The organism is Microtetraspora sp. AC03309 (assembly GCF_020826795.1).
GTDB lineage: Bacteria > Actinomycetota > Actinomycetes > Streptosporangiales > Streptosporangiaceae > Microtetraspora > Microtetraspora glauca.
In genome coordinates this window covers 15,426-42,327 of the sequence record NZ_JADDIL010000063.1, presented here as the reverse complement: position 1 = coordinate 42,327, position 26,902 = coordinate 15,426, and the positions used below count along the sequence as shown (strand labels likewise).

General features: G+C 70.3%; 23 protein-coding genes. 7 read left to right on the top strand and 16 right to left on the bottom strand.

The window, feature by feature from the left end:
• Window positions 1-411: 411 nt before the first annotated feature.
• The gene (locus IMZ11_RS30760; RefSeq protein ID WP_228645934.1) at window positions 412-1,053 is read right to left on the bottom strand and encodes a hypothetical protein; all 642 of its coding nucleotides are present in this window, start codon (window positions 1,051-1,053) and stop codon (window positions 412-414) included.
• A 454-nt stretch (window positions 1,054-1,507) separates the two neighbouring features.
• Entirely contained in the window at window positions 1,508-2,659 is a 1,152-nt protein-coding gene (locus IMZ11_RS30755) for an acyl-CoA dehydrogenase family protein (RefSeq protein WP_228645933.1), read from the bottom strand.
• Between the two features lie 87 nt (window positions 2,660-2,746).
• On the opposite strand from IMZ11_RS30755, the gene IMZ11_RS30750 reads away from it, so the two are divergent.
• Window positions 2,747-3,433, top strand: a complete 687-nt coding sequence (locus IMZ11_RS30750; RefSeq protein WP_228645932.1) for a helix-turn-helix domain-containing protein — start codon at window positions 2,747-2,749, stop codon at window positions 3,431-3,433.
• Window positions 3,434-3,697: 264 nt separating this feature from the next.
• Here IMZ11_RS30750 and IMZ11_RS30745 read toward each other — a convergent pair whose 3' ends face one another.
• On the bottom strand, window positions 3,698-4,078 hold the full coding sequence (locus IMZ11_RS30745; protein ID WP_228645931.1) for a helix-turn-helix domain-containing protein: 381 nt from the start codon (window positions 4,076-4,078) through the stop codon (window positions 3,698-3,700).
• Window positions 4,079-4,220: 142 nt separating this feature from the next.
• On the opposite strand from IMZ11_RS30745, the gene IMZ11_RS30740 reads away from it, so the two are divergent.
• Entirely contained in the window at window positions 4,221-4,628 is a 408-nt protein-coding gene (locus IMZ11_RS30740) for a RidA family protein (protein WP_228645930.1), read from the top strand.
• A gap of 367 nt (window positions 4,629-4,995) precedes the next feature.
• A complete protein-coding gene (locus tag IMZ11_RS30735; protein ID WP_228645929.1) occupies window positions 4,996-7,263 on the top strand; it encodes an HAD-IC family P-type ATPase in 2,268 nt (755 codons plus the stop codon).
• A gap of 296 nt (window positions 7,264-7,559) precedes the next feature.
• Here IMZ11_RS30735 and IMZ11_RS30730 read toward each other — a convergent pair whose 3' ends face one another.
• On the bottom strand, window positions 7,560-8,342 hold the full coding sequence (locus IMZ11_RS30730) for a class II aldolase/adducin family protein (RefSeq protein ID WP_228645928.1): 783 nt from the start codon (window positions 8,340-8,342) through the stop codon (window positions 7,560-7,562).
• 276 nt (window positions 8,343-8,618) lie between these two features.
• Between IMZ11_RS30730 and thrS the strand changes: the two genes are divergently transcribed.
• From thrS to IMZ11_RS30710, 4 genes are all read left to right on the top strand, one after another.
• Entirely contained in the window at window positions 8,619-9,947 is a 1,329-nt protein-coding gene (gene thrS, locus IMZ11_RS30725; protein ID WP_308066874.1) for a threonine--tRNA ligase, read from the top strand.
• A gap of 330 nt (window positions 9,948-10,277) precedes the next feature.
• Window positions 10,278-11,045 (top strand): DUF4239 domain-containing protein, encoded by a 768-nt coding sequence (locus tag IMZ11_RS30720; protein WP_228645926.1) that lies wholly within the window; start codon window positions 10,278-10,280, stop codon window positions 11,043-11,045.
• 17 nt (window positions 11,046-11,062) lie between these two features.
• Window positions 11,063-11,680 (top strand): hypothetical protein, encoded by a 618-nt coding sequence (locus IMZ11_RS30715; protein ID WP_228645925.1) that lies wholly within the window; start codon window positions 11,063-11,065, stop codon window positions 11,678-11,680.
• Between the two features lie 160 nt (window positions 11,681-11,840).
• On the top strand, window positions 11,841-13,412 hold the full coding sequence (locus IMZ11_RS30710; RefSeq protein WP_228645924.1) for a sulfatase: 1,572 nt from the start codon (window positions 11,841-11,843) through the stop codon (window positions 13,410-13,412).
• Between the two features lie 91 nt (window positions 13,413-13,503).
• On the opposite strand, the gene IMZ11_RS30705 is transcribed toward IMZ11_RS30710, so the two are convergent.
• The 12 genes from IMZ11_RS30705 to IMZ11_RS30655 all read right to left on the bottom strand — a co-directional run bounded on the left by IMZ11_RS30705 (window position 13,504) and on the right by IMZ11_RS30655 (window position 26,888).
• Window positions 13,504-14,319, bottom strand: coding sequence for an ABC transporter ATP-binding protein (locus IMZ11_RS30705; protein ID WP_228645923.1), 816 nt, complete (start codon window positions 14,317-14,319; stop codon window positions 13,504-13,506).
• A complete protein-coding gene (locus IMZ11_RS30700; RefSeq protein WP_228645922.1) occupies window positions 14,291-15,310 on the bottom strand; it encodes an ABC transporter ATP-binding protein in 1,020 nt (339 codons plus the stop codon). The genes IMZ11_RS30705 and IMZ11_RS30700 overlap by 29 nt, the downstream gene beginning before the upstream one ends.
• The gene (locus IMZ11_RS30695; protein WP_228645921.1) at window positions 15,303-16,178 is read right to left on the bottom strand and encodes an ABC transporter permease; all 876 of its coding nucleotides are present in this window, start codon (window positions 16,176-16,178) and stop codon (window positions 15,303-15,305) included. The genes IMZ11_RS30700 and IMZ11_RS30695 overlap by 8 nt, the downstream gene beginning before the upstream one ends.
• A complete protein-coding gene (locus tag IMZ11_RS30690; RefSeq protein ID WP_061253977.1) occupies window positions 16,175-17,134 on the bottom strand; it encodes an ABC transporter permease in 960 nt (319 codons plus the stop codon). The genes IMZ11_RS30695 and IMZ11_RS30690 overlap by 4 nt, the downstream gene beginning before the upstream one ends.
• Window positions 17,135-17,215: 81 nt before the next feature.
• A complete protein-coding gene (locus IMZ11_RS30685) occupies window positions 17,216-18,742 on the bottom strand; it encodes an ABC transporter substrate-binding protein (RefSeq protein WP_228645920.1) in 1,527 nt (508 codons plus the stop codon).
• A gap of 137 nt (window positions 18,743-18,879) precedes the next feature.
• Window positions 18,880-19,005, bottom strand: coding sequence for a hypothetical protein (locus IMZ11_RS45600; protein ID WP_255707352.1), 126 nt, complete (start codon window positions 19,003-19,005; stop codon window positions 18,880-18,882).
• 124 nt (window positions 19,006-19,129) lie between these two features.
• Complete coding sequence (locus IMZ11_RS30680) at window positions 19,130-20,269, bottom strand: acyl-CoA dehydrogenase family protein (protein ID WP_228645919.1); 1,140 nt, start codon at window positions 20,267-20,269, stop codon at window positions 19,130-19,132.
• The gene (locus IMZ11_RS30675) at window positions 20,266-21,813 is read right to left on the bottom strand and encodes a class I adenylate-forming enzyme family protein (RefSeq protein WP_228645918.1); all 1,548 of its coding nucleotides are present in this window, start codon (window positions 21,811-21,813) and stop codon (window positions 20,266-20,268) included. The genes IMZ11_RS30680 and IMZ11_RS30675 overlap by 4 nt, the downstream gene beginning before the upstream one ends.
• Window positions 21,810-22,997, bottom strand: a complete 1,188-nt coding sequence (locus IMZ11_RS30670) for an alpha/beta hydrolase (protein WP_228645917.1) — start codon at window positions 22,995-22,997, stop codon at window positions 21,810-21,812. The genes IMZ11_RS30675 and IMZ11_RS30670 overlap by 4 nt, the downstream gene beginning before the upstream one ends.
• On the bottom strand, window positions 22,994-24,103 hold the full coding sequence (locus tag IMZ11_RS30665) for a homogentisate 1,2-dioxygenase (protein WP_228645916.1): 1,110 nt from the start codon (window positions 24,101-24,103) through the stop codon (window positions 22,994-22,996). The genes IMZ11_RS30670 and IMZ11_RS30665 overlap by 4 nt, the downstream gene beginning before the upstream one ends.
• Before the next feature lie 10 nt (window positions 24,104-24,113).
• A complete protein-coding gene (locus IMZ11_RS30660; protein ID WP_228645915.1) occupies window positions 24,114-25,493 on the bottom strand; it encodes an acyl-CoA dehydrogenase family protein in 1,380 nt (459 codons plus the stop codon).
• 12 nt (window positions 25,494-25,505) lie between these two features.
• Window positions 25,506-26,888: a 4-hydroxyphenylacetate 3-hydroxylase N-terminal domain-containing protein gene (locus IMZ11_RS30655; RefSeq protein WP_228645914.1), complete on the bottom strand. Its 1,383-nt coding sequence runs from the start codon at window positions 26,886-26,888 to the stop codon at window positions 25,506-25,508.
• Between the last annotated feature and the right edge of the window lie 14 nt (window positions 26,889-26,902).

The following is a 26,902-nucleotide window of genomic DNA, read 5'->3' as shown; positions in this document are numbered from 1 at the left end:
CGACCAGCGTTCGGGGACGTCGCTCACGGTGAAGTCGCGCTCGACCGTATCGTTCGACGACGGCTCGGCGGTGAACCGCGGAGAGTGCATAGGTGTTGCCTTTCGGGAGTGCCTTGTTGGTGAGGCGCTCCCGGCGACACCTACGTCAATCGCCGGCCGTGACGGGAAGGGGGAGCACCCACGTCGATACAGCGTTCATGGGTCTCACCTCCTCGGGCGGTGTCACGATCAACTGCAAGCTACAAGCCCGAGCATCACTCCGTCCAACCCTTTCTCAGCCATGTGATCACGGCTCCGTACGGGCCCGTGCGGTTGCAGGGCGAATCCGGCGTGGCGGCCCGGCTGGGACCCGTCCTCATCGCCACCGCAGCCATCGGCCTGGCTCCAGGTGACCTGGGAAAAGTCAGCCACTTACAGCTGGGCCTGCGCCTCCCGGACCTGGCGCAGGATGCCGTAAGCCCCCGCTGCCTCGGCGATCGAGCCGGCCTCGTCAAGAAGTCCCAGCGCCTCGTCGCGACGGCCTTCCCCAGCGGTCACGTAGGCCAGTCCGACCAGGTTCGCGGCGACGCCGGGAAGGAACCCGACCTCCCGGCGGAGCCGTGTCGATTCCTCCAGGCGTTCGCGCGCCGACTTCAGATGGCCGGCCTTTTGGTCGGCGATGCCCAGGTGCCGGAGCGCGTAGGACGCGGTCATCAAGTCGCCGATGCGCACCGCCTTCTGGTGGGACTGTTCGAGCACGGGAACCGCGGCGACGTCGTCACTGCGTACGACCTGGTGGAAGGCCCCGATCCAGAACAGGGCCTCGGCCTCACCGCGTACGTTTCCGAGTCTCCGATAGAGCTCGGCCGCGCGCTCGAACAGACCCAACTCGTGAGGGTCCTCATGCCCGCTCTCCATGCACCGGGCGTGCACGACACGGCCCCGGGCGAGGGCGAGGTCCGCCTCCACCGCATCCAGCTCCCGCTCGGCCGCCGTCACAGCGTCGGTGTCGCCCCCGAAGATCGCTCGTTCGTACAGCAGCCTGGCCTGTTCGATTCGGTCGTCCGCACTCATCTCGCCCCGTCCACCGGTTTCGCCCGCCTCGTCGAACCTTAGAAGATCAAAACGGGTCATGCGGGATTATCCGCCTTCTGATCCGGATGGTGCGGCAGAGCCCTTGCACAACCGGCCGTGCCCGCAACCCGGCATGGTTCGGTCGTCTTGTCTTCACCTTCGGCTCTATCCGCTGTCGGGTCAGGTGTGCGGACGCGAGGCGAGGCACGCTCCTGCTCACGAGCTGAGGTGCGGGGCTGTATCTCCCGAGCACCTTGATCGTCGAGCCCGACCCCCGGGCGGCCACCATGGCCCGGGTCCAGGTCAGTGTCGTGATGTCACCGGCGTTCCTGGTCACGGTTTGTCGGGGTGGGGCCGCCCGGAGCCAGGCAGGGCACGTCGCCGAGATGAGGCACGGGCGGGGCGGGCACGGGGGCGTGCGCTCGGCGGCAGGTCTCGGTGTGAAGGACACCGATCACGGTCTGCGCTCCGCGGTGACCAGCGCGGCGGTTCCGGCCAGAGCCAAGGTCGCCTCGGGGGTGATGGGGTGGAACGGGCCTCCGCGTACGTCCCGATATGCCCGCTCCAACGGGGAGGTCCGGAAGAAGGCCGCGCCTCCCACGACATCGAGGGCGAGGTCGACGATGGCCTTCGCCTCACACACGGCGTGCCGCTTGGCCACCATCAGCGTGATCAACGTCGGCTCGTCCGCCGGAGGGTCGTCGCCGACTTCCTCGACAGCGGCGAGCAGCGCCCACCAGGCCACCCGCAGGCGGGCGGCCATCTCCCCCAGTTGACGTACCGTCGCCGGAGCAGGATCTCCGGGACGCGCGCAGAGGACGCGGAGCGCCTCGTCGTACGCCCCCTGAGCGATGCCCAGATAGACCGCGCTCACGACGGGCGCGAAGTGAATGGCGGCGACCAGCAGCGGCCCCGCGAGCTTCCCGTACGGCCGTCGACCGAGGATCTTGTCGGCCGGGACGAACACGTCGCTGAACACCAGGTCATGGCTGGCAGTGCCACGCATCCCGAGGGTGTCCCAGGTCTCGACCAGCGACACGCCGGGGCTGGACAGCGGTACCCCGGCGTGCAGGACCTCGGCGTCAGGTCCAGGTTCCCCGAGCACGGCCGAGGTGGAGATGACGGTGGCGACCGGCGCCTGCGAGCAGAACGTCTTCCGTCCGGTGAACCGGAACCCGCCGTCGACCTCGACGGCCGTCGTCGTGGGGCACACCCAGTCCGATCCGCCGCTGGTAGCCATGATCAGCCCGTCCGTGGCGACTCGGCGCAGCGCGCCCTCGGCGTCCGGCGCGCCTCGACGGTGTCGCCAGCACTGGACCAGGGTCATATAGAGGTGCATGGCCGCGGCCAGCGCGGCCGACCCCGCATGGCGGGCGAGCTCGCCCTCGGCCAGCACGACTTGACGCAGTTCGGCACCCAGGCCGCCGAACTCCGTGGGTACGGCCAGCCGTAGGTAACCGTGATCCCGCATCGCCTGGTAGGCCTCGGCGACGAAGGTGGCGTCCAGGTCGTGTTCCGCCTCGCTCGGCGCGCACATCAGGCCGACCTTGGCGGCCAGCGCGACGACGTCGGCGTCATGCTCGGTCGGGTTCGTTGTAAGAGTCATGGCCCGACGGTAAGGACGCCGGCCGCCCGCCTCTAGTACGAAATATGTACCACCTAGTGATTTCGTCTCGGGGTTACCCTGATCGGCGTGGGATCCTCGTACGGTCAATTCTGCCCTGTCGCGAAGGCGATGGAGCTGCTCGACGAGCGCTGGACGCTGCTCATCATCCGGGAGCTGGTCACCGGAAGCCGGTACTTCAACGAGCTGCGCCGCGGGGTGCCGAGGATGTCACCCTCCCTGCTGTCCAGGCGACTGAACCGGCTGGAACGCGCCGGCATCCTGGAGCGCCGCCCCGACGGCAACCGGGTGCGGTACCTGCTCACCCCTGCCGGGCATGAGCTGCAGCCGGTGGTCGAAGCACTGGGCGCCTGGGGCATCCGCTGGATCCCCGAGCTGGGCGACGAGGACCTCGACCCGCAATTGCTGCTGTGGGACATGCACCGCAACGTCGACTACGACGTCATCCCTGAACAGCGCACGGTGGTGCAGTTCAGCTTCACCGATGTGGCAGCGCAGAGCCGCGACTGGTGGCTGGTCATCACCCGCGGCGAGGCCGACGTATGCGACGACGATCCCGGCTATCCGCTGACGGTGAAGGTGATCGTGGGGCTGCGACGGATGACCGAGATCTGGCGTGGCGATCTCACCTGGTCCGACGCCCTCCGCTCCGGGGCTGTCGAGGTACACGGCCCGCAGGCGCTACGTCGCGCCCTGCCCCAATGGTTCAGGCTGTCCACATTCGCCCAGGTCCCCCGGCCGCACCGCGTGAGCTGATCGACACGGGGAAGGAAGTGGCGCTCCAACCCCCGAGGGACGGGCCCGGCCGGGCCGCGCACAGTCCCAAGCACGCACCGCGCGACACGGAACCGGCGACCTGTCCAACTCCGCGGCCACGATCCACATCGCCCTGATCGACCTCATGGCCCACCGCCTCACCGGCGAATCCATCGCGACCGGGCGAGGCACCTGCCCCGAACCAGACGGAATCAGGCACGAGCGATGCCCGGCCGATGGCTTCGCGTGCGAGTGCCTCACCTGTCAGGCGTCGAAGCGGCGGCGCGAGGCCTCGATGTCACCGAGGTATTCCTGGGTCCAGGCGCACATTCCATCGACGGTCGCTCGTAGGGCTCGGCCCGGTCTGGTGAGGGTGTACTCGACCCGCGGCGGCACGGTGGGGTGCACGCTCCGCTCGACCAGGCCGTTGCGCTCCAGCATGCGCAGATTCTGGGTGAGCATCTTGTGGCTGATGCCCTCGATCTCGTTCCGCAACTCGCTGAAGCGCAGGGTGCCTTCACCGAGGGACTCGATGATCAGAAACGCCCACTTGTTGGCGACGTCCGAGAAGATCTCCCGCGCCAAAGAGTCCGCGCGCGTCAGGTCCGCTTCGTTGGCCGAGCCCTTGAACTGCTTGGTCACCATGAGGTTCCCCAGTCACTGAAAAGTGCGTTCTTCCATGTCAGCGGCCACTCTCCTACGGTTCCTGAGTAACCGCAAGAGAGCACATGCGTCGAGGTTCGGTGGAAGCGAGCCCACGGGCTCTCATGACAAGAAGGCAGGCAATATGGCCATCACCCTGGTGAACCCCAGCGGATTGCCGGAAATCGACGCCTACCGGCAGGTGTCGATCGCGTCTGGATCGAAGCTGGTCTTCATCGCCGGGCAGGTCGCCTGGGATGCCGATGGGATCACGGTCGGCGAAGGTGACCTCGCCGCTCAGGTCGAGCAGTGCTACCTGAACATCGGCACCGCCCTGGCCGAAGTCGGTGGTTCCTTCGACGACGTGGCGAAACTGACCGTCTACGTCGTCGACTGGACCCCCGACAAGCTGCCCCTGTTCCTGGAGGGGGTCGCTCGGGCGGCCACGAAGTTGGGGGTCACCCCGGTACCGCCGGGCACGCTGCTGGGCGTCGCGGCTCTGGACGTACCCGACCATCTGGTCGAGGTCGAAGCCACCGCGATCATCGACTGAACAGGTGCTCTTCGCCCTGAGCGTGTTCGTGAACCTCGAGCCTCGAACGGTGTCTCGAACGGTTCGCCCACCTGGGCATTCGCTGGAATTCGAGGCGGCCTTCGTCTGATCATGCGCTCCGGCCGAGGTGCACGTGACCACGACGAAGGCCGGCAGGTGAGTCCGCTGCCTGATGCCGTTCCGGGGAGGCGTTCGCGGAAGCGTCACCTCCTGAGCGCGTCCGGCGCGGGTCTGCCACCCTGTACGGCGTGCCGCAACCTGTGGAACCGACTACCCGAGAACTGGCAGTCTCTTAGCCGGAAGATCCACCGGATTCAAGGGGCTTTGGGGGAATTGAGTGGACGGGCTCACGTCAGCGCAAGTGGCCGTGGCGAAACGCAACGACGTACCGCGCAGGTCGAGCAGATCCTTCGGCGCGATCGTCAGGGCCAACGTCCTCACCCTGTTCAACCTGGTGATCGCCATCCTGTGGCTGCTCATCATGATCTTCGGCGAGTGGAAGGACGGGCTGTTCGGGCTGGTCATCGTGGCCAACTCGTTGATCGGCATTGTGCAGGAACTACGCGCCAAACGCACCCTCGACCGCCTTGCCGTGGTCAACGAGGCTCCCGTCAGGGTGCGCAGGGACGGCTCGGAGCGGGAGATCGCGCCGCGCGACGTCGTACTCGGTGATCTCATCCTCGTCGGGCCCGGTGACCGGCTGCTCGTCGACGGCGAGGTCGTCGCCTCCGAGGGGCTGGAGGTCGACGAGTCGCTGCTGAACGGCGAGGCCGATCCCATTCACAAGGAGCCGGGCGACCAGGTGCTGTCGGGCAGCTTCGTCGTCGCCGGCTCGGGCGCGTTCACCGCCACCAAGGTCGGCGCGGACGCCTACGCCGCGCGTCTGACCGCCGCCGCGAGCACGTTCGCGCTGGCCCGCTCCGAGCTGCGCGAAGGCGTCGCCCGCTTCATCAAGTACATCACCTGGCTGGTCGTCCCCATCGGCGCGCTGCTGATCTACAGCCAGGTCGGCCACCACGCGGACTTCGGCATCGCCATCACCGGCGCCGTGGCCGGCATCGTCACCATGATCCCCGAGGGGCTGGTGCTGATGACCAGCATCGCCTTCGCGGTCGGCGTCGTACGCCTGGGCCGTCGCAACTGTCTGGTGCAGGAGCTCCCCGCGATCGAGGGCCTGGCCAGGGTGGACGTCCTGTGCCTGGACAAGACCGGTACCCTCACCGCCGGCGGGATGGACCTCGGCGACGTGCTGCCGCTGCGCGACGGCGAGCCGGTCGAGGACGCTCTCGCCGCCCTCGCCAACGCCGACCCCCGCCCCAACCCCACGGCTCAGGCCATCCAGGCCCGCTACCCCTCCGCACCGCCCGGCTGGACGGCCAGACACCGGGTGCCGTTCTCCTCCGCCCGCAAGTGGAGCGGCGCGGACTTCGACGACCACGGGGCGTGGATCCTCGGCGCTCCGGACGTCCTCATCGACCCCGGCAGCCCCGCGTATGCCGAGGCGAGCGCCCTCGCCTCCACCGGTGCCCGCGTGCTCGCGCTCTGTCGCACCCCCGGCCTCGACGGGCAGAGCGGGCAGGGCGGGGAGGCCGTCGCGCTCGTCACGCTCACGCAGCGCCTGCGCCCCGACGCCCAGGAAACCCTGGCGTACTTCGCCAAGCAGGGCGTCACCGTCAAGGTCATCTCCGGCGACAACCCGCAGGCCGTCTCCGCCATCGCCACCGCCCTCGGCATCCCCGGGGGTGACAAGGCCGTCGACTCACGCACCCTCCCTGAGGACGACCCGGACAAGATCGCCGAGATCCTCGACGCCAACACCGTCTTCGGACGGGTCACCCCCCATCAGAAGCGGATGTTCGTCGGCGCGCTCCAGTCGCGCGGCCACGTGGTGGCGATGACCGGCGACGGCGTCAACGACGTGCTCGCGCTCAAGGACGCCGACCTCGGCATCGCGATGGGCGCGGGCAGCCCCGCCACCAAGGCGGTCGCTCAGGTGGTCCTCCTGGAGAACCGCTTCGCCACTCTCCCCTACCTGGTGGGCGAAGGACGCAGGGTGCTGGCCAACATCGAGCGCGTCTCCAACCTGTTCCTCACCAAGACCTTCTACGCCATCACACTGTCGTTGCTCACCGGCTTGATCGGGCTGGCCTTCCCCTTCACGCCGCTGCATTCCACCCTGGTCAACGCGCTCACCATCGGTGTCCCCGCCTTCTTCCTCGCGCTGGCGCCCACCCTTCAGCGAGCCGAGCCGGGGTTCGTGCCCCGGGTGCTGCGCTTCGCCGTACCCGCGGGAGTCGCGTGCGCGGCCGCGGTGCTCCTGTCCTTCTGGGTCGCGCACATCCCCGCCTCCACCCTGGAGCAGGACCGCACCTCCGCCGTCATCACCCTGTTCCTGGTCACCTGGTGGGTGCTCGTGCTGGTCGTACGCCCCGTGACGGCCTGGCGGATCGGGCTGGTCGCGGCCATGGCCGGGCTCTTCGTGCTCGCGCTCACCCTCCCGTTCGTCCAGGACTTCTTCGCCTTCGACCCCGGCGACCTCTATGACACCCTGATCGCCGTGGGCATCGCCGCCGTCGGGGCCGCGGTCATCAGCCTCGCCGTCAAACTCACCCCGCCCTTGGGACCACGCCGATGATCAGTAGGCGGTGACCTGTTCCTCAGCACGGTGCGGCGCGACGGCGATTCCGGTAGTGGCCGGAGATCTTCCCCGACGCCGACGGCCTGACGATGCTCACCGCGGGCGCGCTCGGCTACGGTCTCGCGTCCGTCGTGCTTCTCGCCGTCACCCGTGGCCGCCTCGGCCACCGCGGTCCCCGCGACTGACTCCCGCAGGTGCGCGTCGAGGCTCCGAGCCCGACCGGATTACCCGTGTGGCGGTTCCCCCATCTCCGGTGACGGCCGAGACCCCTCAGATCATGGGCATCCGGGAGATCACTCGAACATGTCGGTGTCGGAGCGGACGATCTGCTCGTAGAGGGGCTGGAAGCTGATCCAGCCGACCAGGTCGTTGCCGATCTGGCCGTGGGTGAGCTTGGCCTGCTCATGGTCGATCGGCACGGTCGGCCCCGCCGCCTTGGCCAGCAGCTGGGCCTGGCACGAGCGCTCCATCGTGATGAACCACCAGGCGGCGGCGTCCACGGAGTCGCCCACCGTCAGCAGCCCGTGGTTGCGCAGGATGACGGCCTTGTGCGAGCCGAGCGCCTGAGCGATGCGCCGACCCTCCTCGATCTCCACCACCACGCCGGTGTAGTCGTCGAACAGGCCGTGGTCCTCGTAGAAGGCGCAGGCGTCCTGGGTCAGCGGCTCCAGCAGCGTGCCGAGCGAGGACAGCGCCTTGCCGTACACCGAGTGCGAGTGCGCGGCGGCGACCGCGTCGGGGCGGGCCTGGTGGACCATCGCGTGGATGGCGAAGGCGGCCTGGTTGACGTGGTACCTGCCGTGTACGACCTGGCCCTGGTGGTTGACCAGGATGAGGTCGCTGACCTTGATGTGCTTGAAGCTCATGCCGAACGGGTTGACCCAGAAGTGGTCCGGATGCTCGGGGTCGCGGGCGGTGATGTGTCCGGCCACCCCCTCCTCGAAGCCGAACCTGCCGAACAGGCGCAGCGCGGCGACCAGGCGCTCCTGGCGGTGCCGGCGCTCGGCCTCGACGCTGTCGAACTTCTCCGGCAGCCGGAAGATCAGCTCGTCGGTGGGGATCGGCTCCAGGTCCATCGTGCCTCCAGCGCTGAGGGGTCGACTTCGGCGAGCAGCCAGGCGGTACGAGCTCGCCGGTACGGTGGCCGGCTCACCACGCGGGCGCACGATCGGCTGGGCACCGATCATCGAAAGGCCACCGGTCCAGCGTGCCGCCCGAACTCCCCTATATCAACGTTTATCAATGTTCGGCGGACGCGAATACGGTTCGCGCCGAATAGATCGCCTGGACGTCGCGACGCTCTGCTACGGTTTCCGGCATGAAGCGCGCTGCCATGACGACGACGCCGGAGAGTGTCCCGGCGCGCTGACAACAGTCTTAGTCCGAAGCCCCGGGGCGAGTGCCCCGGGGCTTCGTCTTTCGGTCGCTCGCCCGACGTACGCGAGGAGACCGCCATGCATGACCACCGCAAGCTCGGCCGCGAGCTGGGCCTGTTCGACACCGACCCGCTGATCGGCTCGGGCCTGCCGTACTGGCTGCCCGACGGCGCGGTTGTACGGCACACCCTGGAGGAGTACATCCGCGCCGCCGAACGGCGGGCGGGCTACCGGCACGTGTACTCGCCGGTGCTCGGCAAGCGGGAGCTGTACGAGATCTCGGGGCACTGGTCGCATTACAGCGACGACATGTTCCCTCCGATGGACCTCGGCGGTGAGCAGGTCGTCCTGCGGCCGAGCCTGTGTCCCCACCACGCGGTGATCTATCGCTCCCGCTCGCACAGCTACCGTGAGCTGCCCCTGCGGATGGCCGAACTGGGGGCCATGTACCGCTCCGAACTCTCGGGTGTGCTCGGCGGGCTGACCCGCGTCCGGGCCATCCAGCTGAACGACGCGCACATCTTCTGCACTCTGGACCAGGTCGCCGAGGAGGCGCGGGCCGCCCTGGAGATGATCGGCCGGGCATACGAGGCGCTCGGCGTCAGCCCGCGCCGCTACCGGCTCTCCCTCCCGGGCCCTGGCGGGAAGTACGTCGCCGCTCCCGAGATGTGGCGGCGATCCACCGCCCTGCTGATCGATGTCCTCGACCGCTCCGGCCTGCCCTACGAGGCGGCCGAGGGGGAGGCCGCGTTCTACGGACCCAAGATCGACGTCCAGATCTCCGACAGTGCCGGCCGGGAGTCCACCCTGTCCACCGTCCAGGTCGACTTCCATCAGCCCGAGCAGTTCGACCTGCACTACATCGGCGCGGACGGCGCGAAACACCGGCCGGTCATGATCCATCGCAGCGTCATCGGCAGCGTGGAACGGGCCGTCGCCCACCTCATCGAGCAGCACGGCGGCGCGTTCCCCGCCTGGCTCTCCCCCACCCAGCTGATGATCCTCCCGGTCTCCGAAGCCGAGCTGCCGAACGCCGCGGCGCTCGCCCGGCGATGCGTCGACCTCGGGCTGCGGGCTGAGATCGCCGGGCCGGAACGCGGCAGCCTGGGGGCCCGCGTCCGGGATGCCCGCCTTGTGCCCTACCACGCCGTCATCGGCGCCAAGGAGGCCGCCGACGACCACGTCGCCCTGCGCCTGCGTGACGGGCGCCGCCTCGACCCGCGGCCCGCGGGCGACGTCCTTACCCGTATCGGCGCGCTCGTCGACGCCCACAGCACTGTCCTGTGGGACGGCGCCGCCTCATGACGACGACGAGGCCACACCCTGCTGCCACCCGGCGCACCTCGACCTGGACGTACCGGCTGGGAGGCCGGCTCCGATCTTCGGAACCGGCCTTCTCCTGTCACGAGACGGCAGTGCCGTGCGTGCCGTGATCTCCTGAGGCCCACGTCGGCAGGGCCTCTCGCAGCCATGGATCGAGAGCGGCGGGCGAGGTCGGACGTTTTCCTGGAGTCACCTCCCGCCGGTGCGCCCCCGGCGACATCCTAAACATCACTCATTGTGATAGTTATGTGACGGCTCGCGACCGGCAAAGTGTCGGGGCTCTCTGCCACAAAACCGCAATGGGGGATCGTCATGCTGGTCTGCGTACTCGCCATCGCCTCGGCGATCGGCACGGTGGCCTTGGCCGCCTTCCTCTTCAGGAAACTCGACCGGGGCACGGACGACCGTGATCCCGGCGGCCCCTCCACGGGCCACGCGGGAGCGATGCTGTCGGCGTTGTTCCTGCTGGTGTTCGCGATCGCGATCATCGTGCCGTGGACGACGACCGACGCCGCCCGTGAGAACACCTACGCCGAGGGTGAGGCGGCCGTGGAGACCTACTGGGCGTCCACGGCGCTGCCCGCTCCGGCCTCGTCGGAGGTGCAGGCGCAGTTGCGCGGCTACCTCGGCTTCGTGCTCGACAAGGAATGGCCGCTCATGGCGCAGGGGCGACTCAGCTCCGAAGGTTCGGCGCGGCTCAACCAGCTCCGCGTCCAGGTGACGAGCATGAGCCTGACCGGAGACGAGGCGGAGAACGCCCGCGGCGCGGTACTGGACGCGGTCGCCGACCTGTCGGCCGCCCGCCATCAGAGGGCGGCGGACGCCAAGGCCACGCCTCCCTCCGGAGTCCTGGCCCTGACGATCCTGACCGGTGTCGTGGTCATCGTCTTTCCGTTCCTCGCGGGCGCCCGGCCCCGTGGCATGACGATCCTGCCCCTGATGGTGATGGCGGCGCTGCTCGGGGTCGGCGTCTACCAGGCGTGGGACATCTCGCACGTGTTCAGCGGCGGGCTGGCGGTCAAGCCGGACGCGCTCACGGCGGCATTGCAGGAGATCCAGCAGATCCCTCTGGGCCGATGAGCAGGGGAGTTCGACGCGTGCCGGCGCCGTGGGCCGGACTGCTCGCGGGTGCGGTGCTCATCGGTTCCGTGGTCGCGGGACCGCTGGACGCCGCCCCCGCGTCGGCCGACGCGGCCACCTCGTCCGCCGCGCGGGCCGTGGCCGCGCGCGCACCACTCCGTACGGACGACTCGGGCGACTCCGGCGACGACGGCCCGGCGGCCGGCCTGGAGATATCGGTCTGTGTCGAGCTGGACACGGTGGTCAGCCTGGGACTGGGGATCGGCATAGGGATTCCTCCCTGCGACTGCCGTCCAGAATGCTCGCCGCCCCAACCGGTGCCTCCGCCGGAACCGGTCGTCGAGCAGACACCCCCTCCGACACCGACACCGACACCGACACCGGCACCGACGCCGGCTCCGACACCGCCGGTTCGGCAGGTCACACCGCGTCCGGAGAGGCCGAGCCCGCCGGCGCGCCGCGTCGTGGAACCGCGGCCCTCACCTTCCCCGGCGACGACCGCTCCCCGGACGCGGGTGCGCCGCGCGGCGAAGCACCCCGTCAAGCGCAGGAATCCACTCGCCACGATCCTCGTCATGGTCGTCATCACGACGGTGATCGCGGCGGCGGCGGGTGTGGCCTTCGCCGGACGGTAGGCGCGGCGCGCCGCGGACTGGAGTCGGCCGCCGGCATGAGCGGCAGCCGACGCCATAGCGCCTTTCTGATTCTGACGTTAGTATCAATTTCGCCCTCCCGGCGGCCACGGGAGCGCGCATCGCGAGCACCGGCGTCGACGCGAGACCGGAGGACGGCAGCATGGGGCGCAAGATTCTCTTCATCACCACCGACCAGCAGCGCTACGACGCCTACGGGTGCAACGGTGGGACGATCGCCAGAACACCGGTGACGGACGGCCTGGCCGCGGAGGGCGTCCGGTACGAGCGGGCCTACTGCGCGAACGCGGTGTGCAGCCCGGCACGGTCGAGCATGCTCACCGGGCAGTACCCCCGGACGCACGGCGTGATCGCCAACGGCGTCCCGCTGCCGCCGGACGCGCCGAGCGTCGCCCAGGTGCTGACTGACGCGGGCTATCGCACCGCCCTCATCGGCAAGGTCCACTTCGAGCCGATCGCCGACCCGGCGGGGCTGTACGAGCAGAACCGGCTCGCGCTGGCCGGGGAGCACGGCCCCTACCGAGGGTTCGAGCACGTGGAGTTCGCCGGGCACGGCACCTTCGGCGCCTCGCATTACGCCAACTGGCTGCGGGAGAACCACCAGGGCGAGGACGGCGGGTTCCTCCGCACGTTCTCCACCGCGCCGGGAGGGGACACCGGGGCTCCGGGCGTCGCGCCCAACCCGATCCCGCGCGAGCACTACCACACCGACTGGGTCGCCGACCGGGTGATCGCGTGGCTCGACTCCCTCGACGAGGACGACGACTGGTTCTGCTGGATGAGCTTCCCGGACCCGCACCATCCCTGGGACCTGCCCGCCTCCGAGAGCGCCCGCGTCGACTGGCGTGACCTGGACCTCCCGGCGGGACACCCCGGCTCCGACGAGCGGATCCGCGAGATCCTGGCCGACCGGCCGGCGCACTGGCTCGCGTGGTACGACGGCTCGGTCCCCAACGTCGACGGCGCCCCCGGCGACTTCGTCCCCGCCGCGCTGAGCCACGACCAGATCCGCGAGATCAACGCGCTGGTCCACGCCAAGAACGAGATGCTCGACGAGGCGTTCGGGCGCGTGCTGGACAGGATCGAGGAACGCGGATGGGGTGACGCCACCGACGTCATCGTCACGACGGACCACGGCGAGTTCCAGGGGGACCTCGGGCTGCTGTTCAAGGGGCCCTACCACGTCGACGCGCTGCTGCGGCTGCCGACGATCTGGCGGCCGGCCAGGTCTGCGGAGGTGCCCCCGGCGGTGGTGCCCGAGCCCGTGGAGCAGGTCGACCTGGCCCCCACGTTCTGCCGGATCGCGGGCGTTCCCGTACCCGAATGGATGCAGGGCGCTCCGCTCCCCACCGCGAAGGGCTCGGGCCGGGAACGGGCGATCATCGAGTGGGACAGCCAGCTCGACACGGGCTACCGGCTGAGGACGATCGTGAAGGACGGCTGGATCTGCACCGTCTACGAGCCCACGGACCGCGAGTACGGGATGCCGAAGGCCGACCGGTACGCGAGCTTCGCCATGAGCCCGCCGGAGCGCGAGATCGTCTACGACGGCGGCGAAGGTGAGCTGTACGACCTGGAGGAGGATCCGCACCAGTGGGTCAACCGGTGGGACGAACCCGCCGTGGCCGACGTGCGCGCCGCGCTCGTGGCCGATCTCCGCGCGCATCTCGCCCCCGCCCGCGAGCCGCGGCTGCGCCCCGTGGCGATGGGATGACGGCGATGGGGTAACGCTGACGACGGCGGGATGGCCACGCCGTACGGGTCCCGCCGCACGCACGCGACGGGACCCGGTCACCCGGACCCGGTCACCCGGACGCGGTCATCCTCGGCGCGGCCGAGAGGAGGCGGCGGGTGTAGGGGTGGTCGGCCGTCTCCTCGGTCAGGCTCGCGGCCGAGTGCTCGTCGACCACCTCGCCCCTGTTCATGACGAGGATCCGGTCGCAGACGAGCCGGATGACGCTGATGTCATGGCTGATCAGCAGGTAGGCGAGGTCGCGCTCCCGCTTGAGGTCGAGCAGGAGCTGCAGGATCTGCGCCTGCACGGAGACGTCCAGGGCCGACACCGACTCGTCGAGCACGATCAGCGACGGGGACACGGCCAGCGCGCGGGCGATGGAGGCGCGCTGCCGCTGCCCGCCGGACAGGCCACCCGGCCTGCGCCCGGCCACCGCGGACGACAGGCCGACCTGGTCCAGCAACGCCATCGCCTGCCGGTCGGCCGCGCGCCTGTCCACGCCGTGCCAGAGACGCAGCGGCTCGGCCACGATCTCCGTGATGGTCATCGCCGGGTTGAGCGAGGTGTACGGATCCTGGAAGACCATCTGGACCGTCTTCCAGATGGTCCGGTCCATCCCGCGACGCGCGTACATCTCCTGGCCCGCGACGCGTACGGACCCGGAGTCGGGCCGGACGACGCCGCAGACGATGCCGGCCAGGGTCGACTTTCCCGAGCCGGACTCGCCGACGACGCCCACCCATTCGCCCTGGGCGATCCGCAGGCTGACGCCGTTGACCGCGACGGTCGGCGCGCCCCGGCGCAGCCCGTTCCCCGTGCGGTAGGTCTTGGTGACCGACTCGACCTCGACGAGCACGTCAGACTCCGCCTTCCGCTCGACGCTCATGGTGGTGATCCTGTTCCGGACGGCCGACGTGGACGCACCGTACGAGATGGCCGGGCACGTAGGCGTCCAGGGTGGGGTGCGTCTCGTCGCACTCCGCCGTGCGAAGCTCGCACCGGGCCGCGAACCTGCATCCCGTGCGCACCTCGCCCGCCTGCGGAACCCGCCCGGGAAGGGAGTACAGGCCGCCGGCCGCGATGGCGTGTTCCGGGGTGCACCGCTGGAGTGCGCGGACATAGGGGTGCAGCGGGCGTCGCAGCACGTTCTCCGTCTCGCCCTGCTCCACCAGCTCTCCGGCGTACATCACGAGCAGCCGGTCGCACCGTTCGCCCACGAGGGCGAGATCGTGGGACACGAGGAGCACGGCGAGCCCCATGTCGGCGCGGAGCCGGTCGAGGAGGTCCATCACCCCTCGTTGCACGGTCACGTCCAGCGCCGTGGTCGGCTCGTCCGCGACGAGGACGGACGGGCGGTGCGCGATCGATATGGCGATCATGACGCGTTGCCGCATGCCGCCGGAGAACTCGAACGGATACTGGCGGGCGCGCTCCGCGGGACGGGTGATCTCGACGCGTTCGAGGACCTCCACCGCCTCCTTGCGCGCGTCGCGGCGGGAGGTCCCCGGCCGCCGGAGCCTGATCGCCTCGGCCACCTGGTCTCCCACCCGCATCGAGGGGTTCAGGCTGGTCATGGGGTTCTGGAAGACCATCGCCACGCCGTCGTGCCGGGTACGCGCGGTCGCGTCCGTACCGGCCGCCCGGCCGTCGATCTCGACGGCGCCACGCGCCAGCCGTACACCGCGGGGCAGCAGGCCCGCCACCGCCGACGCGGTCAGGCTCTTCCCGGAGCCGGACTCGCCGACCATCCCCACCATCTCGCCCCGCCGGACGGCGAAGGAGACGTCGGTGACCAGCGGCGTGCTCTCGTGCGGGCGATCCAGCTCCACGGTCACGTTGTCGACCGTGAGCACGGTCTCCCCCGGCTCGCTAGCCACGGCGCTCCCCCTCGCTCTCGATGTCACCGATCACGTTCAGGCTGAGGATCGACAGGGACAGCACCGCCGCGGGGATCAGCACGACCCTGGCGTCGGAGGCCAGCATGGCCGCCGCTCCGGAGAGCATGGTGCCGAGGCTCGCGTCCGGTGACTCGACGCCGACTCCGAGGAAGCTGATGCCGGCCTCGATCAGCAGGGAGAGCCCGAGCAGGTAGCTGACCTGGACGCGGACCTGGGCGCGGATCCCGGGAAGCAGGTACCGCCACAGGATCCGCGCATGCGAGCACCCCGACATCCGGCCGGCCAGCAGGTACGGCATGGTCGCCACCCTGATGGTCTCGGCCCGCATGACGCGGTAGATCCGGGGGGCGAAGATCACCCCGAGTGTCACCATCTGCCCCGTGATGCCGGTACGGAGCGCGGTGTGGACGGTGAGCAGGAGCACGAGCGCGGGGACGGTGAGGACCACGTCCGCGATCCGGGCGCTGACCGTGTCGAACCAGCCGCGGCGGTATCCGGCGAGCATCCCCGTGGGAAGCCCGATCAGCGTGGCGACGACGATCGCCGTCAGCCCCGCGAACAGCGAGGTGCGGATCGCCCAGAGCAGCCGGGCGAGCAGGTCGCGTCCGAGCTGGTCGGTCCCGAGCAGGTGGTCGGCGGAGTACCTGGCTAGGGTGTCGCCCAGGTCCTGCTCGTTGGGTTCCGCGAGCGGGAGGAACGGCACGAGCAGCGCGATGAGCAGGCAGGTCAGCACGAACCCGAGGGCGAGCGTTCCCGGCCATCCGAGGCGGACGCGCCGACCGGCGCCCGCCGCCGGTTCCGCGGGCCCGGCCGCCCGGACCGGCTCGGTTTCCAGCACCTCGGTCATGACAGCCCCCTCGACGCGGGATTGAGCCAGAGCGCGATGAGATCGGTGACCAGGTTGACCGCCAGGATGACCAGGGCGAACAAGGTGACCAACGCCTGCACCACGGGGAAGTCCTGCCCCTGGACGGCCTCCAGGGTCAGGGTGCCGATGCCGGGGATCGAGAACACCGACTCCACCAGCAACGCGCCGGTGATGAGCACCCCGATCTCCAGGCCGATGACCGTGACCCAGGGCGCGGAGGCGTTGCGTGCCACGTGCCGGAAGAAGACGCCGCTCGGCGACACACCTTTCATCCGGGCGGTCCTGACGTAGTCGGCCTCGTACTCCTTGATCAGGGACGCCCGGAAGGTGCGCGTCTGGACGCACATCAGTCCGAGAGCGAGCGACGCGGACGGCAACACCAGGAACCGGAAAGTGGTCAGCAGGCCCGCCTCGGCCGGAGTCCGGTAGCCGCCGGACGGGAACCAGCCGAACCACAGCGAGAACACCAGGATGAGCACGTAGCCGACCAGGAAGTTGGGAACGGCGATGCCCAGCACTGCGACCGCTCCCAGGCCGCGGTCCACGAGCCCCCCGGGGCGCGCGCCGACCGCGCTTCCCATGAGCACGGAGGCCAGGACCGCCACCGCCAGCGCCAGGAAGGACAGCAGCAGCGTCGCCGGCAGGTACTGGCCGACCAGACCGAGGACGTCGCCCCGGTGGTGGAGCGACTCCCCGAAGTCGCCGCGCACCGCGTGGGCCAGCCAGTCCAGGTACTGCGCGACGACGGATCGGTCCAGTCCCAGGCTCTGGCGGACCTGCGCCACCTGTTCCGGCGTGGCGGACTCTCCGGCCACGACGGCCGCGGGGTCCCCGATGGAGAACAGCATGACGTACGTGCAGCAGGTGACCACGATCAGCGTCGGTACGGCGACGACGGCGCGCAGCGCGGCCTGTCTCAGGATCAGAGTGAGCATCGACCAAGCCTTCGGGGGATTGGCCGGGACCGTTCGGGGACCCGATCGGTCCCGGCCGCTTCGCGGACCGGTTGCGCCGCGTCAGCCCTTGACGCCGCGGAACGAGGGGAAGGCCGGCGCCCAGGGGTTGCGCCATCCCGAGACCGTCGACGACGTGGCGTAGCTCGTCTTCGTGGTCAGGATGGGCATGAACATGAAGTCCTTCATGACCGCGGTCGAGAGCTTCCGGTACACCTCGGTGCGTTTGTCCTGGTCGGTCTCCCGTACGGCCTCGGCGGCCAGCCGTACAACCTCGGCGTCGCGGAAGCCGCCCGGGTTGTACAGGCCCGTCGGCAGGACGTACCGCGCAACCGTGGTAGCGGGGTCGAAGGTGTTGCCGCTGGCGCCGACGGCCACCGCGACGCTCTTCTCCGCGGTGAACTTGCCGACCACCTGGGGCGGAGCAACCGGGCTGACCGACACCTGGAGACCGATCGTGTTCATCTGCTGCTGCAGGACCGAGGCGAGCTGCTCCATGATCTGGTTGCCCGCGACGGTGACGATCTCCGCCTTGGCGCCCGTCGCGCCCGCGTCCTGGATCAGCTTCTTGGCCTTCTCCAGGTCGAACGGCACCGCCGTGAGCCCGAAGGCGGGGTCGTACTGGGCGCTGCCGGCCGCGAAGAACTGCCCGGTCGGCTCGCACTGGCCCTGGAAGAGCCCCTTGCAGATCGCCTCGCGGTCCACGGCCAGGTTGACGGCCTCCCGGACGCGCACGTCGTCGAACGGCTTCATCTCGGTGTTGAAGGAGAAGGAGAAGTTCTCCGTGCCGAGGCTGCGCTCGATCTTGTAGCCCGCGGCCTCCGCGGCCGTGACCATCTGCTCGGGGACGACGGTGACGTCCAGGTCGCCCGTACGGATGGCGTTGAGCTTCGCGTCGTCGGTGAGGTAGTTGATCTCCAGCGTGTCACTGGCCGCCGCCTGCGGGTCCCAGTAGTCCGGGTTCTTCGTGTAGACGATGCGGTTGGGCTGGACGGTCTTGACGGTGTACGGCCCGATGCCCGCCGACTGCCTCATCAGGTCCGTGCCGCCGTCGATGGCCTTGTCGGAGATCATCATTCCGGAGGGGCCCGCGAGCGTGCGCGGCAGGTCCCCCACGCCGGCCGGGTTACGGAACCGCACCTTCGCCGGACCGGCCTCCTCGACGGTCACCCCCGCGAGTTCGGGGGCGTTGGTGCTCTGCTTGAGGGTCTGCGACCGCTTCACGTTGGCGAGGACCGTCGTGGCGGTGAACGGGGTGCCGTCGGGGAACGTCAGCCCCTCGCGCAGCGTGACGTCGAGGTAGGGCCCGTCGCCGTCCTCGCCGGCCTTCCATTCGGTGGCGAGCATCGGCTGGACGCTCTGGTCGGGGGCGAGGTATGTCAGCGAGTCGTACAGCGGCTGGGTGTAGATCACCATCTGCCGCACGGGGATGAGGTCGGGGTCCAGGGTCGTGTCGGCCAGGACGGCGCCGAACGTGAACGCTCCGCCGGGCGCTTCCTTCGTGGCGCCCGCGCCATCGTCAGAACCGCCGCAGGCCGAAATCAGTCCCAGTCCCAGCACGGCCGTGACCGCCGCGAGTCGTCTTTTCATAGTGGGGGGCCTCGAATCCTTCCCGGGGCGCGCACGCATTCCGGAAGAAGTGTGATGTGGAACACTCGATTCCTGAAACTGACTTTATCCTCAGAATCTGAACTACGGCAAGGGTCCGAAGATGGCCGGACCTCGGGCTATTCGGGAGGGAGGCGCACGCCCGCGTCGACGCGGACCACCTCGCCGTTGATGTAGCCGTGCTGGAGGAGTTCGAGGGCCAGGGAGGCGAACTCCTCGGCCCGTCCGAGACGGCGTGGGAACACCACGTCCTTGGCGAGATGCGCCTTGAACTCCTCGGCGTCCGGCCCGCTTCCCGTTGACCTCGTCGAGGTCGATTGTCTCCGGCCGCGCGTGTGCCCCGGCCGTACGTGGTCGTCGTACGGGAGCTCAGCCGGCGAGCAGCGAGAGACACCCGCTCGCCGCGGCGGTGTCCCTGAGCCGGACCGGCTGCCCGTCGAGTACGGCGGTGGCCTTCGCCCGCCGATAGAAAAGGTGGGCGTCGTGCTCCCACGTGAAGCCGATCCCGCCGTGCACCTGGATCAGCGCCTCGGCGGCGGCCCCGAACACCTGGGACGCCTCGGCCTTGGCCAGGAGCACGAGCAGGTGGGCCCGCTCGTCCTCCGTGTCGATCGCCCGCGCGGCGGCGAGGACGAGCGCGCGCGCCGCGACGACGTCGACCGCCATCCCCGCGCAGCGGTGCTGGATCGCCTGGTTGACGCCGATCAACCGGCCGAACTGGCTGCGGATCTTCGCGTACCCGACCGCGTGGTCGAGGCAGCCCTGTGCCCCGCCCACCTGCTCGGCCGCGAGCAGGAGCCGGGCCACGTCGCCGATCCTCGCGAGGGTCGCGACGTCTCCCGGCCGCGACAGGGGCAGCGCCGGGACCGCGTCGAGGTGGAGATCGCCGAGCGTCGCGGTGAGATCGACGGATCCGGCCGCCCGGCGCGTGACGGATCCCCGCCCGCCGCCGAGCGGCACCAGGACGGCGGCGGCACCGTGCGGCGCGCGGGCGACGGCGAGCAGCACGTCGGCGGCCGGGCCGTGCGTGACGTGCCGGACCTCGCCGGACACGCGCCCTTCCGCGTCCATGCGCAGCCCGGGATCGTGCGACGCGAACGCCTGGGGCACACCCGCGACCGCGGTGCCGGTCAGGACCCCGCCCGCATGGCCGACCGGATCGCCGATCAGGTCGCCGCCGGAGGTGGCGGCGCCGCCCGCGCGAAGTGCCCAGGCCAGCAGCACCGAGGCGCGGAACGGCCCAGGATAGAGGGACGCGCCCGCCTCCTCGGCCGCGGCGGTCAGGTGTTCGAGGCCCAGGCCGAGACCGTCGGCCTCCTCCGGCGCCGCCATCGCGAGCAGGCCGACCTCGTCGGCGAGCACGCGCCAGCGCTCCCGGTCGAACCCCGCGCCGGCGACGGCCGGATCGCCGTCACGGATCAGCCGGGTCTCGTCCAGGCCCGGCCGGTCGGCGAAGTACGCCCGGAGCGCGGCCCTGACCTCGTCGGGACTCAGCAGGTCGTCGGTCATCTCTCGGCCTCTCCACCGGCTCCCGTGCCGGTCTCCCCGGCGAGAAGGGCCGCGCGCACGATCTTCCCGGTCGCCGTCCTCGGCAGCTCGGGAAGGATCCTGATCCTCTTGGGCACCTTGTATCCGGGCAGGAACCTCCTGCAGTGCTCGATGACGGCCTGCTCCGTCACGCCGTCGCCGCGGGGGACGACGGCGGCGCACACCACCCGCCCCCACACGTCGTCGGGCACGCCGTACACCGCGCATTCGAGGATCTCGGGCATCTGGTCGATGACGTTCTCGACCTCGGCCGGATGGACGTTCTCCCCACCGGTCACGATCATGTGGTCCGACCTGCCCTCGACGTGCACGTAGCCGTCCCTGTCGAGGTGGCCGACGTCGCGCGTGTTGAGCCAGCCGCCGGTCAGGACGCTCCGGGTGGCGTCGTCCCTTCCGATGTAGCCGCGCATCATGAACGGCGTGCGGAAGTGCAGCTCGCCGGGGGTCCCGACCGGCACCTCCTCACCGGTCACCAGGTCGCGCACGCTCAGCTCGACGTTCTCCACGAGCCGCCCCGCCGACGCCAGCCGACCGGCGTTCTCCGGATCGAGCCGGTGGTCCTCCGGCGGGAGGCAGGTGACCGGGGCTCCGGCCTCCGTCATGCCGTAGATCTGGCAGAGCTCGCATCCCAGCACGTCGATGGCCTCGCTGAGCAGGCTCACCGTGATCGGGGACGCGCCGTAGGCGACATGCCGCAGGTCGGGCAGCGGCCTCGGATGCTTCTTCAGGTGGTCGACGATCGCCCGGATCAGGGTCGGCACGAGAACCGTGTGCGTGATGCGATGCCCGGCCAGTTCCTCGACCAGCGATGCCGGAGCGCCGCCCGCGACGTACACCTGCGTGGTGCCGAAGCGGAGGCCGTACTGCACCCAGGTCGCTCCGGCGAGATGGAACACCGGGGGGACGATCAGCTGCCGCGACTCGGTCGTGAACCGGTGGACCTGCGGGTTCGCGACGGACAGCTCGTTGGCCAGCCGGGTCAGCGGAACCGCCTTCGGAACGCCGGTCGATCCCGAGGTGAAGTAGACGATCGCCTCGTCGTCGTAGCCCGGTTCCAGGGGCTCCACCGCGGGAGAGTCCGGCCACAGCGGCAGCGTGGAGTCCACCGCCGAATGCGTGGTGAGACCGTGGGCCGCCTCCTGGCCGCGCTCGGCGAACTCGGCGGTGGACACCAGGTGCGCGAGATCCACGAAGGCCACCGCCTCGCGCTGGCCCGCGGTCGGGAGGCGCCAGTTCAGCCCCACCATGGACGCGCGCCTGCGCCAGACGGCGAGCAGGACGGCGGGGAAGGCGACGTCGTTCTGTCCCAGCCAGCCGACGCGGGAGCCCGGCCCCACGCCGTGCCCGGCCAGGAACGCGGCGCCGCGGTCGGCCGCCTCGTCGAGCTCGCGCCACGTCAGGGAGGACGCGGGGCCCACGATCGCGGGCGCGTCGGGGCGCGTACGCGCGTGCGCGCGGACGGCGGCGTCGATCGTGAGATCGGGCCACTGCTCTTGTCTGGTCATAGCGATCCGGCCCAGCCCCTCTCCGCCATCCAGTTCGTGATCGTGCCGACCGCTTCGGCCAGGCGCGGAACCTGCGCCTTTCCTGTGTAGTAGTGGTTCGCACCCTGAACGACGTGCAGGGTCCTGTCCGGATGCCCGACCGCGTCGTACAGGCGCCGGGTGTGGCTGGGCGTGCACGCGTCGTCCGCCGAGTTGCCGATGACGAGCGTGGGGACGCGCAGGTCGGCGGCGCAGCGCACCCCGTCGCCGTTCGCGTCGTCGTAGCTCCACTGCGACAACCAGCTCCGCAGGGTGCTGAACCGCGCGAGGCCCACCGGCCCCATGTTCACGACGCGGGGATCGCCGAGGTAGCAGACTCCGGGAGCCCGGTCGTTCGGGTCGACGGCCGGATCGAGCCAGCGGGGGTCGGCCATCGTGCCGTGGGTGACGAAGGCGCGCTCCTCCAGGGGCCGTCCCGACGCGCGCAGGTCGTCGAGGGACTCCTTCACCCAGGCGGTGATCCGCCGGTTGCGCGCGATCTGCGCCTCGCGGTACCGCTGGAGGAACTCCGCGCTGTACGGCGGCCGGTCGGGGTTCGCCGGGTCGTACAGGTCCAGCTCCGGATCGCGCTTGGCGGGGTCGCGCTCGTCCAGGATGGACGCGTCCATCCACTCGGTGAGTGTGCCGTGCCTGCTGACGTGCGCGGCGAGGAGCATGACGCCGTCGGCCGGCTGGAGGTCGAGCGCGGCGAGGTCCATCGGGTCGCCCGCCGGGGTGTGGGTGACCGTCGGCGCCTGCGCCTGCTGCTGGTAGTACAGCGACAGCGAGCCGCCTCCGCTCCAGCCCGCCAGGATCACGTTCCGGTAGCCGAGCCGCTCACGGGCGTCGCGTACGCAGGCGCCGAGGTCCTGGACCACCTTCTCCATGATCAGCGCGCTGTCGATGCCGCGATAGCGGCTGTTGCAGTAGATGACGTGGTGTCCCGCCCTCGGCAGGGCGTTCGTCATCGGCAGGTACGCGCCGCCCCCGATGGGGTGCATGAAGACGATGACGGTGTCGGAGGCCACGTCCCTCGGTTTGAGCAGGTAACTCTCCAGCACCACGTTCTCGCCGCTGCCCCCGTACGTGTCACGGTAGGCGGACCGGTCCTCGAACAGCACCAGATAGGGGATGCGGTCGTATTCGTGACGAGGGGCGACGGTCATATCTGCACCTCGGGAGAGACCTCGGCCTGGACGGCGGACAGGATCGCCTCGCTCGGGACGAGGCGCTGCCGGGTGTCGATCGAGATGACCTTCCACTCGACCCGCTGATCCACGTCGTGCTGCCGCCTGGACCGCTCGCGGGCCCGTTCCGGCACGCCGTGGTGGATGCCCTGCGGGGCGTGGGAGATCAGGCCCTCCGGCATCTGGACGCCGAACACGCTGCCACCGTGGTAGAAGGCGACCTCGTCGTAGTCGACGTTGCGGTGGTACCACGGCATGCGCTCGGCACCGGGGGCCGCCTCGACGGGACGGGGCAGGAAGTGCATCACGTACACCCCGGTGGCCTGCATGAACAGGTGGACCGTGGGCGGCAGGTGGACGGTCTCCGACGTGATCACGTCGTAGTCGTCGATGTTGAACGTGAAGGGGAAGTTGTCTCCCTTCCAGCCTTCGACGTCGAGCGGGTGATGGGGATAGAAGAGGGACGTACGCCCGCCGGAGTGCCGGAGCCGCACCTCGTACTCGGCCCGCCCGTCGTCGTCGAACGCCTCCGCCTCGGGGACCGTGACGAGCGACGAGTCGTAGGGGAAGTGCCGCCCGAGCACCCCGGCCTCCGGCACCCGGAACTCCTCCCGCGCCTCGATGACGAGCAGGTGCGCGTCGTCCTCGGGAACCTGCCGGTACGTCGTCGACTTCGGCAGGTAGACGTAGTCGCCCGGCCGGTACGGCAGACGGCCGAACTCGGTCTCGACGTGGCCGTGGCCCCGGTGCACGAACCAGAGCTCGTCCCCGTCGACGTTGCGCACGTGGAAGGGGGCGGCCACGCGGCGGCGGCTCAGCGAGATGCGGCAGTCCGGGTTGCTGAAGAGGAGCAGCGGCTCGCCGTCCGGGTCGTCGAGGTCGGAGGGCCTCAGCTCTCCCGTCCGGACGTCCACGGAGCGCAGTGTGCCCTCGACCCGGTAGGCGGTCGGGTCGTTCCTGCGGTAGAGGTGCGCGGTGCGGCCGGTGAACCCCGACCTGCCCATCTCGTCGTCCTTGAGACCGTCGAGATCGCGGTGGATCCGCCGCGGCGTGCGCCCCTTACGTAGCTGGATGAAGGATTCCACGGCACCGTCCTTACGTCGTTGTCGCTTCGATGCGGGTGCGGGGGGTGACGGGCTTGGGCGGGCGGGGAAGCCCCAGCCCGCGCTGCGCGATGACGTCGAGCTGGATCTCGTCGGTGCCGCCGGCGATGTGGAGCGCGGGCGCCCCGAGGACGAACTCCGACCAGGCGTACGTGTCCCACTCGCCGTGGTCGGCGAACGCGCGCTCGCCGAGGACCTCGCCGGCGAGCGCCGCGATCTGGTCGACGGCCCTGGTCATGAGCATCTTCATGACGGAACCCGACACGGGGGCCAGCCCGTGGCTCCACGAGCCGTCCGGGAGGTCGGCCGCGGCCCGCATCGCGACCACCGCGCTCACGGCGGCGGCGACCCGCTGCCGGTGGACGGGGTCGGCGACCGCGTCCACCCGCGAGACCAGGGTGGCCAGGCGCTCCAGCACGTACGGGCTGACCGGGCCGTTCACACCGCTCATGGAGCCGCGCTCGCTGCCCAGGCTGGTGGCCGCGACCCGCCACCCCGCCCCGACCTCGCCGACGCGGTGCGCGTCGGGCACGCGGACGCCGTCGAGGAAGACCTCGCTGAACGCCGCTCCTCCGGTCATCTGGCGGATCGGCCGTACGGTCACCCCGGGGGCGCGCATGTCGACGAGGAACATGGTCAGCCCCTCGTGCTTGGGGGCGTCGGGGTCGGTGCGGACCAGGGCCTCGCCGACGTCGGCGAGGTGGCCCATCGAGGTCCACACCTTCTGGCCGGTGATGATCCAGTCGTCGCCGTCGCGTACGGCCCGCGTGGTGACGCCCGCCAGGTCGGACCCGGCGCCGGGCTCGGAGAAGAGCTGGCATCCGACGATGTCCGCGCGGAACAGCGCGGGCAGCGTCCGCCGCCTCAGCGACGGCGTTCCGTGCTTGTCGATCGCCGGTACGACGATGTGCAGCCCGACGAAGAGGACCTCCCGGGAGGGGAATCCCAACTCCTGGAGGACGTCGTCGAGGACCTGGTCGTGCTCCGGGCTCAGGCCGCGCCCGCCGCAGTCGGGCGGACCGCTCGGCCAGGCCAGGCCGGCGTCGAAGAGCCGCGCCTGAAGCTCACGGGCTCTGCGCACCTCGGACTCGTGTCCCTCGCCGAGTTCCTCGACGGCGGCGATGCGGTCGGAGCGCTCCGCGTCCCGGGCCGGGACACCGCCGCCCGTGTCACCTGCCCGCGTGTCACCTGCCCGCGTGTCACCGGCCCCCGCGTCACCGGACCGCGTGTCACCGGCCCCCGCGTCACCGGACCGCGTGTCACCTGCTCGCGCGTCGCCGTCGCCGGCGCCGAACTCCCCCGCGATGGACCGCAGGAACTCCCTGACCTCGTCGCGGAAGCCGGCGACGTCGGGAGCGTGCTCGTTCTTCACGGCGCGGTCTCCTCAGTTCTCCGGGATCCCGGCCACCTTGAGGCCGAGTGCCTTGGCCTTGTCCATCGGGTAGTGCTTGCGCGCGACGAGTCGCTGGGCGTAGAGGCCGCCTCCGGACTGGAGCATGGTCACCAGCTGCCAGCCGCCGAAGGCGTCGGCGGTGTAGTCGCGGATCGCGTGGAACAGGCGTGTGCGGTACTCGCCGTCGACGCCCTCCTTGGTCCGCATGTACTTGCGGATCGCCGGGCCGATCTCCTCGTGCTCCAGGTCGGCGATCGACGGCGCGGTGACGATGGAGCCGCCTCCGATGTCGTGCAGGTGACGGACCATCGCGCTGAACTCGGCGGCGCCGAAGTGCTTGGCCGCGTTGGTGAAGAGCTCGCTCGGGAAGTACCAGCCCTCCGGGCTCGGCTCGGCGTTCGCGATCGCGGCTTCGAGCCCGGCCCGCACCAGCGTCGCGTAGATGATCATTTCTGCGATCTTCTCGCGGATGTGCGAGACCCGCTCGGTGCCGTTCGCCTCGGCGATCAGTTGGGCGAGGCCGACCAGCGTGTCACCGATCTCCACGAGGTGCGCGGTGCCGCCCAGGCGCTCCCACAGTCCGAGTGAGTGCGCGAACGTCGCCGAGTGCTCGGTCTCCCCGGCCAGGAACACCCGCTCGTTGGGGACGAAGACGTCGTCGAGGATGACGAAGCCCTCCGGCATGTTGTGCCGGGAGCTGTGCGGGAAGTCCGGCGTACGCTCGCGCGGCGCGTAGTTGGTGTTGACGATCCGTACGCCCGGCGAGTTCACCGGGATGGCGCACGCGACCGCCCAGTCCTCCTCGCCCGGCTTCATCTTCTTGGTCGGCATCACGACCAGTTCGTGGCTCACCGCCGCCGAGGAGATGTGCAGCTTCGCTCCCCTGACGACGATGCCGTCCGGGCGGCGCTCGACGATGCGGGTGTAGACGTCCGGGTCGTCCTGGGCGCCGGGGGAACGCATCCGGTCCCCCTTGGCGTCGGTGATCGCCTGAACGCACCGGAGGTCGTTGTCCTTGCAGTACTCGAAGTAGTCCTCGATCCGCCGGGCGTACTCCTCGCTGCTCGGCCGGATCCGCGCGGCCGCGGTGAGCAGGGCGAGCAGGCCCTGCGAGGTCGTCACCGTCACCATGTCCCAGTGCAGCAGCTCCTCCAGCAGCCGCTTCAGCTCGTCGCGGCTCCGGGGGATCGCGAAGTAGGGCCCGCAGGCGTCCTCCCCCGGCCGGTGGTGCTCGTCGTATCCCGCGGCGATCAGGTCGAGGGCCGTGGCGAACTGCGGATGGGCGGAAAGATCCTTGATCTCCTGACCATCGGCGAAGACCCGCCTTCCGTCGTCGAGCGAGGCGAGGTACTCGCCCCCGGTCATCATCGCCATCGTGCATCCCTCGG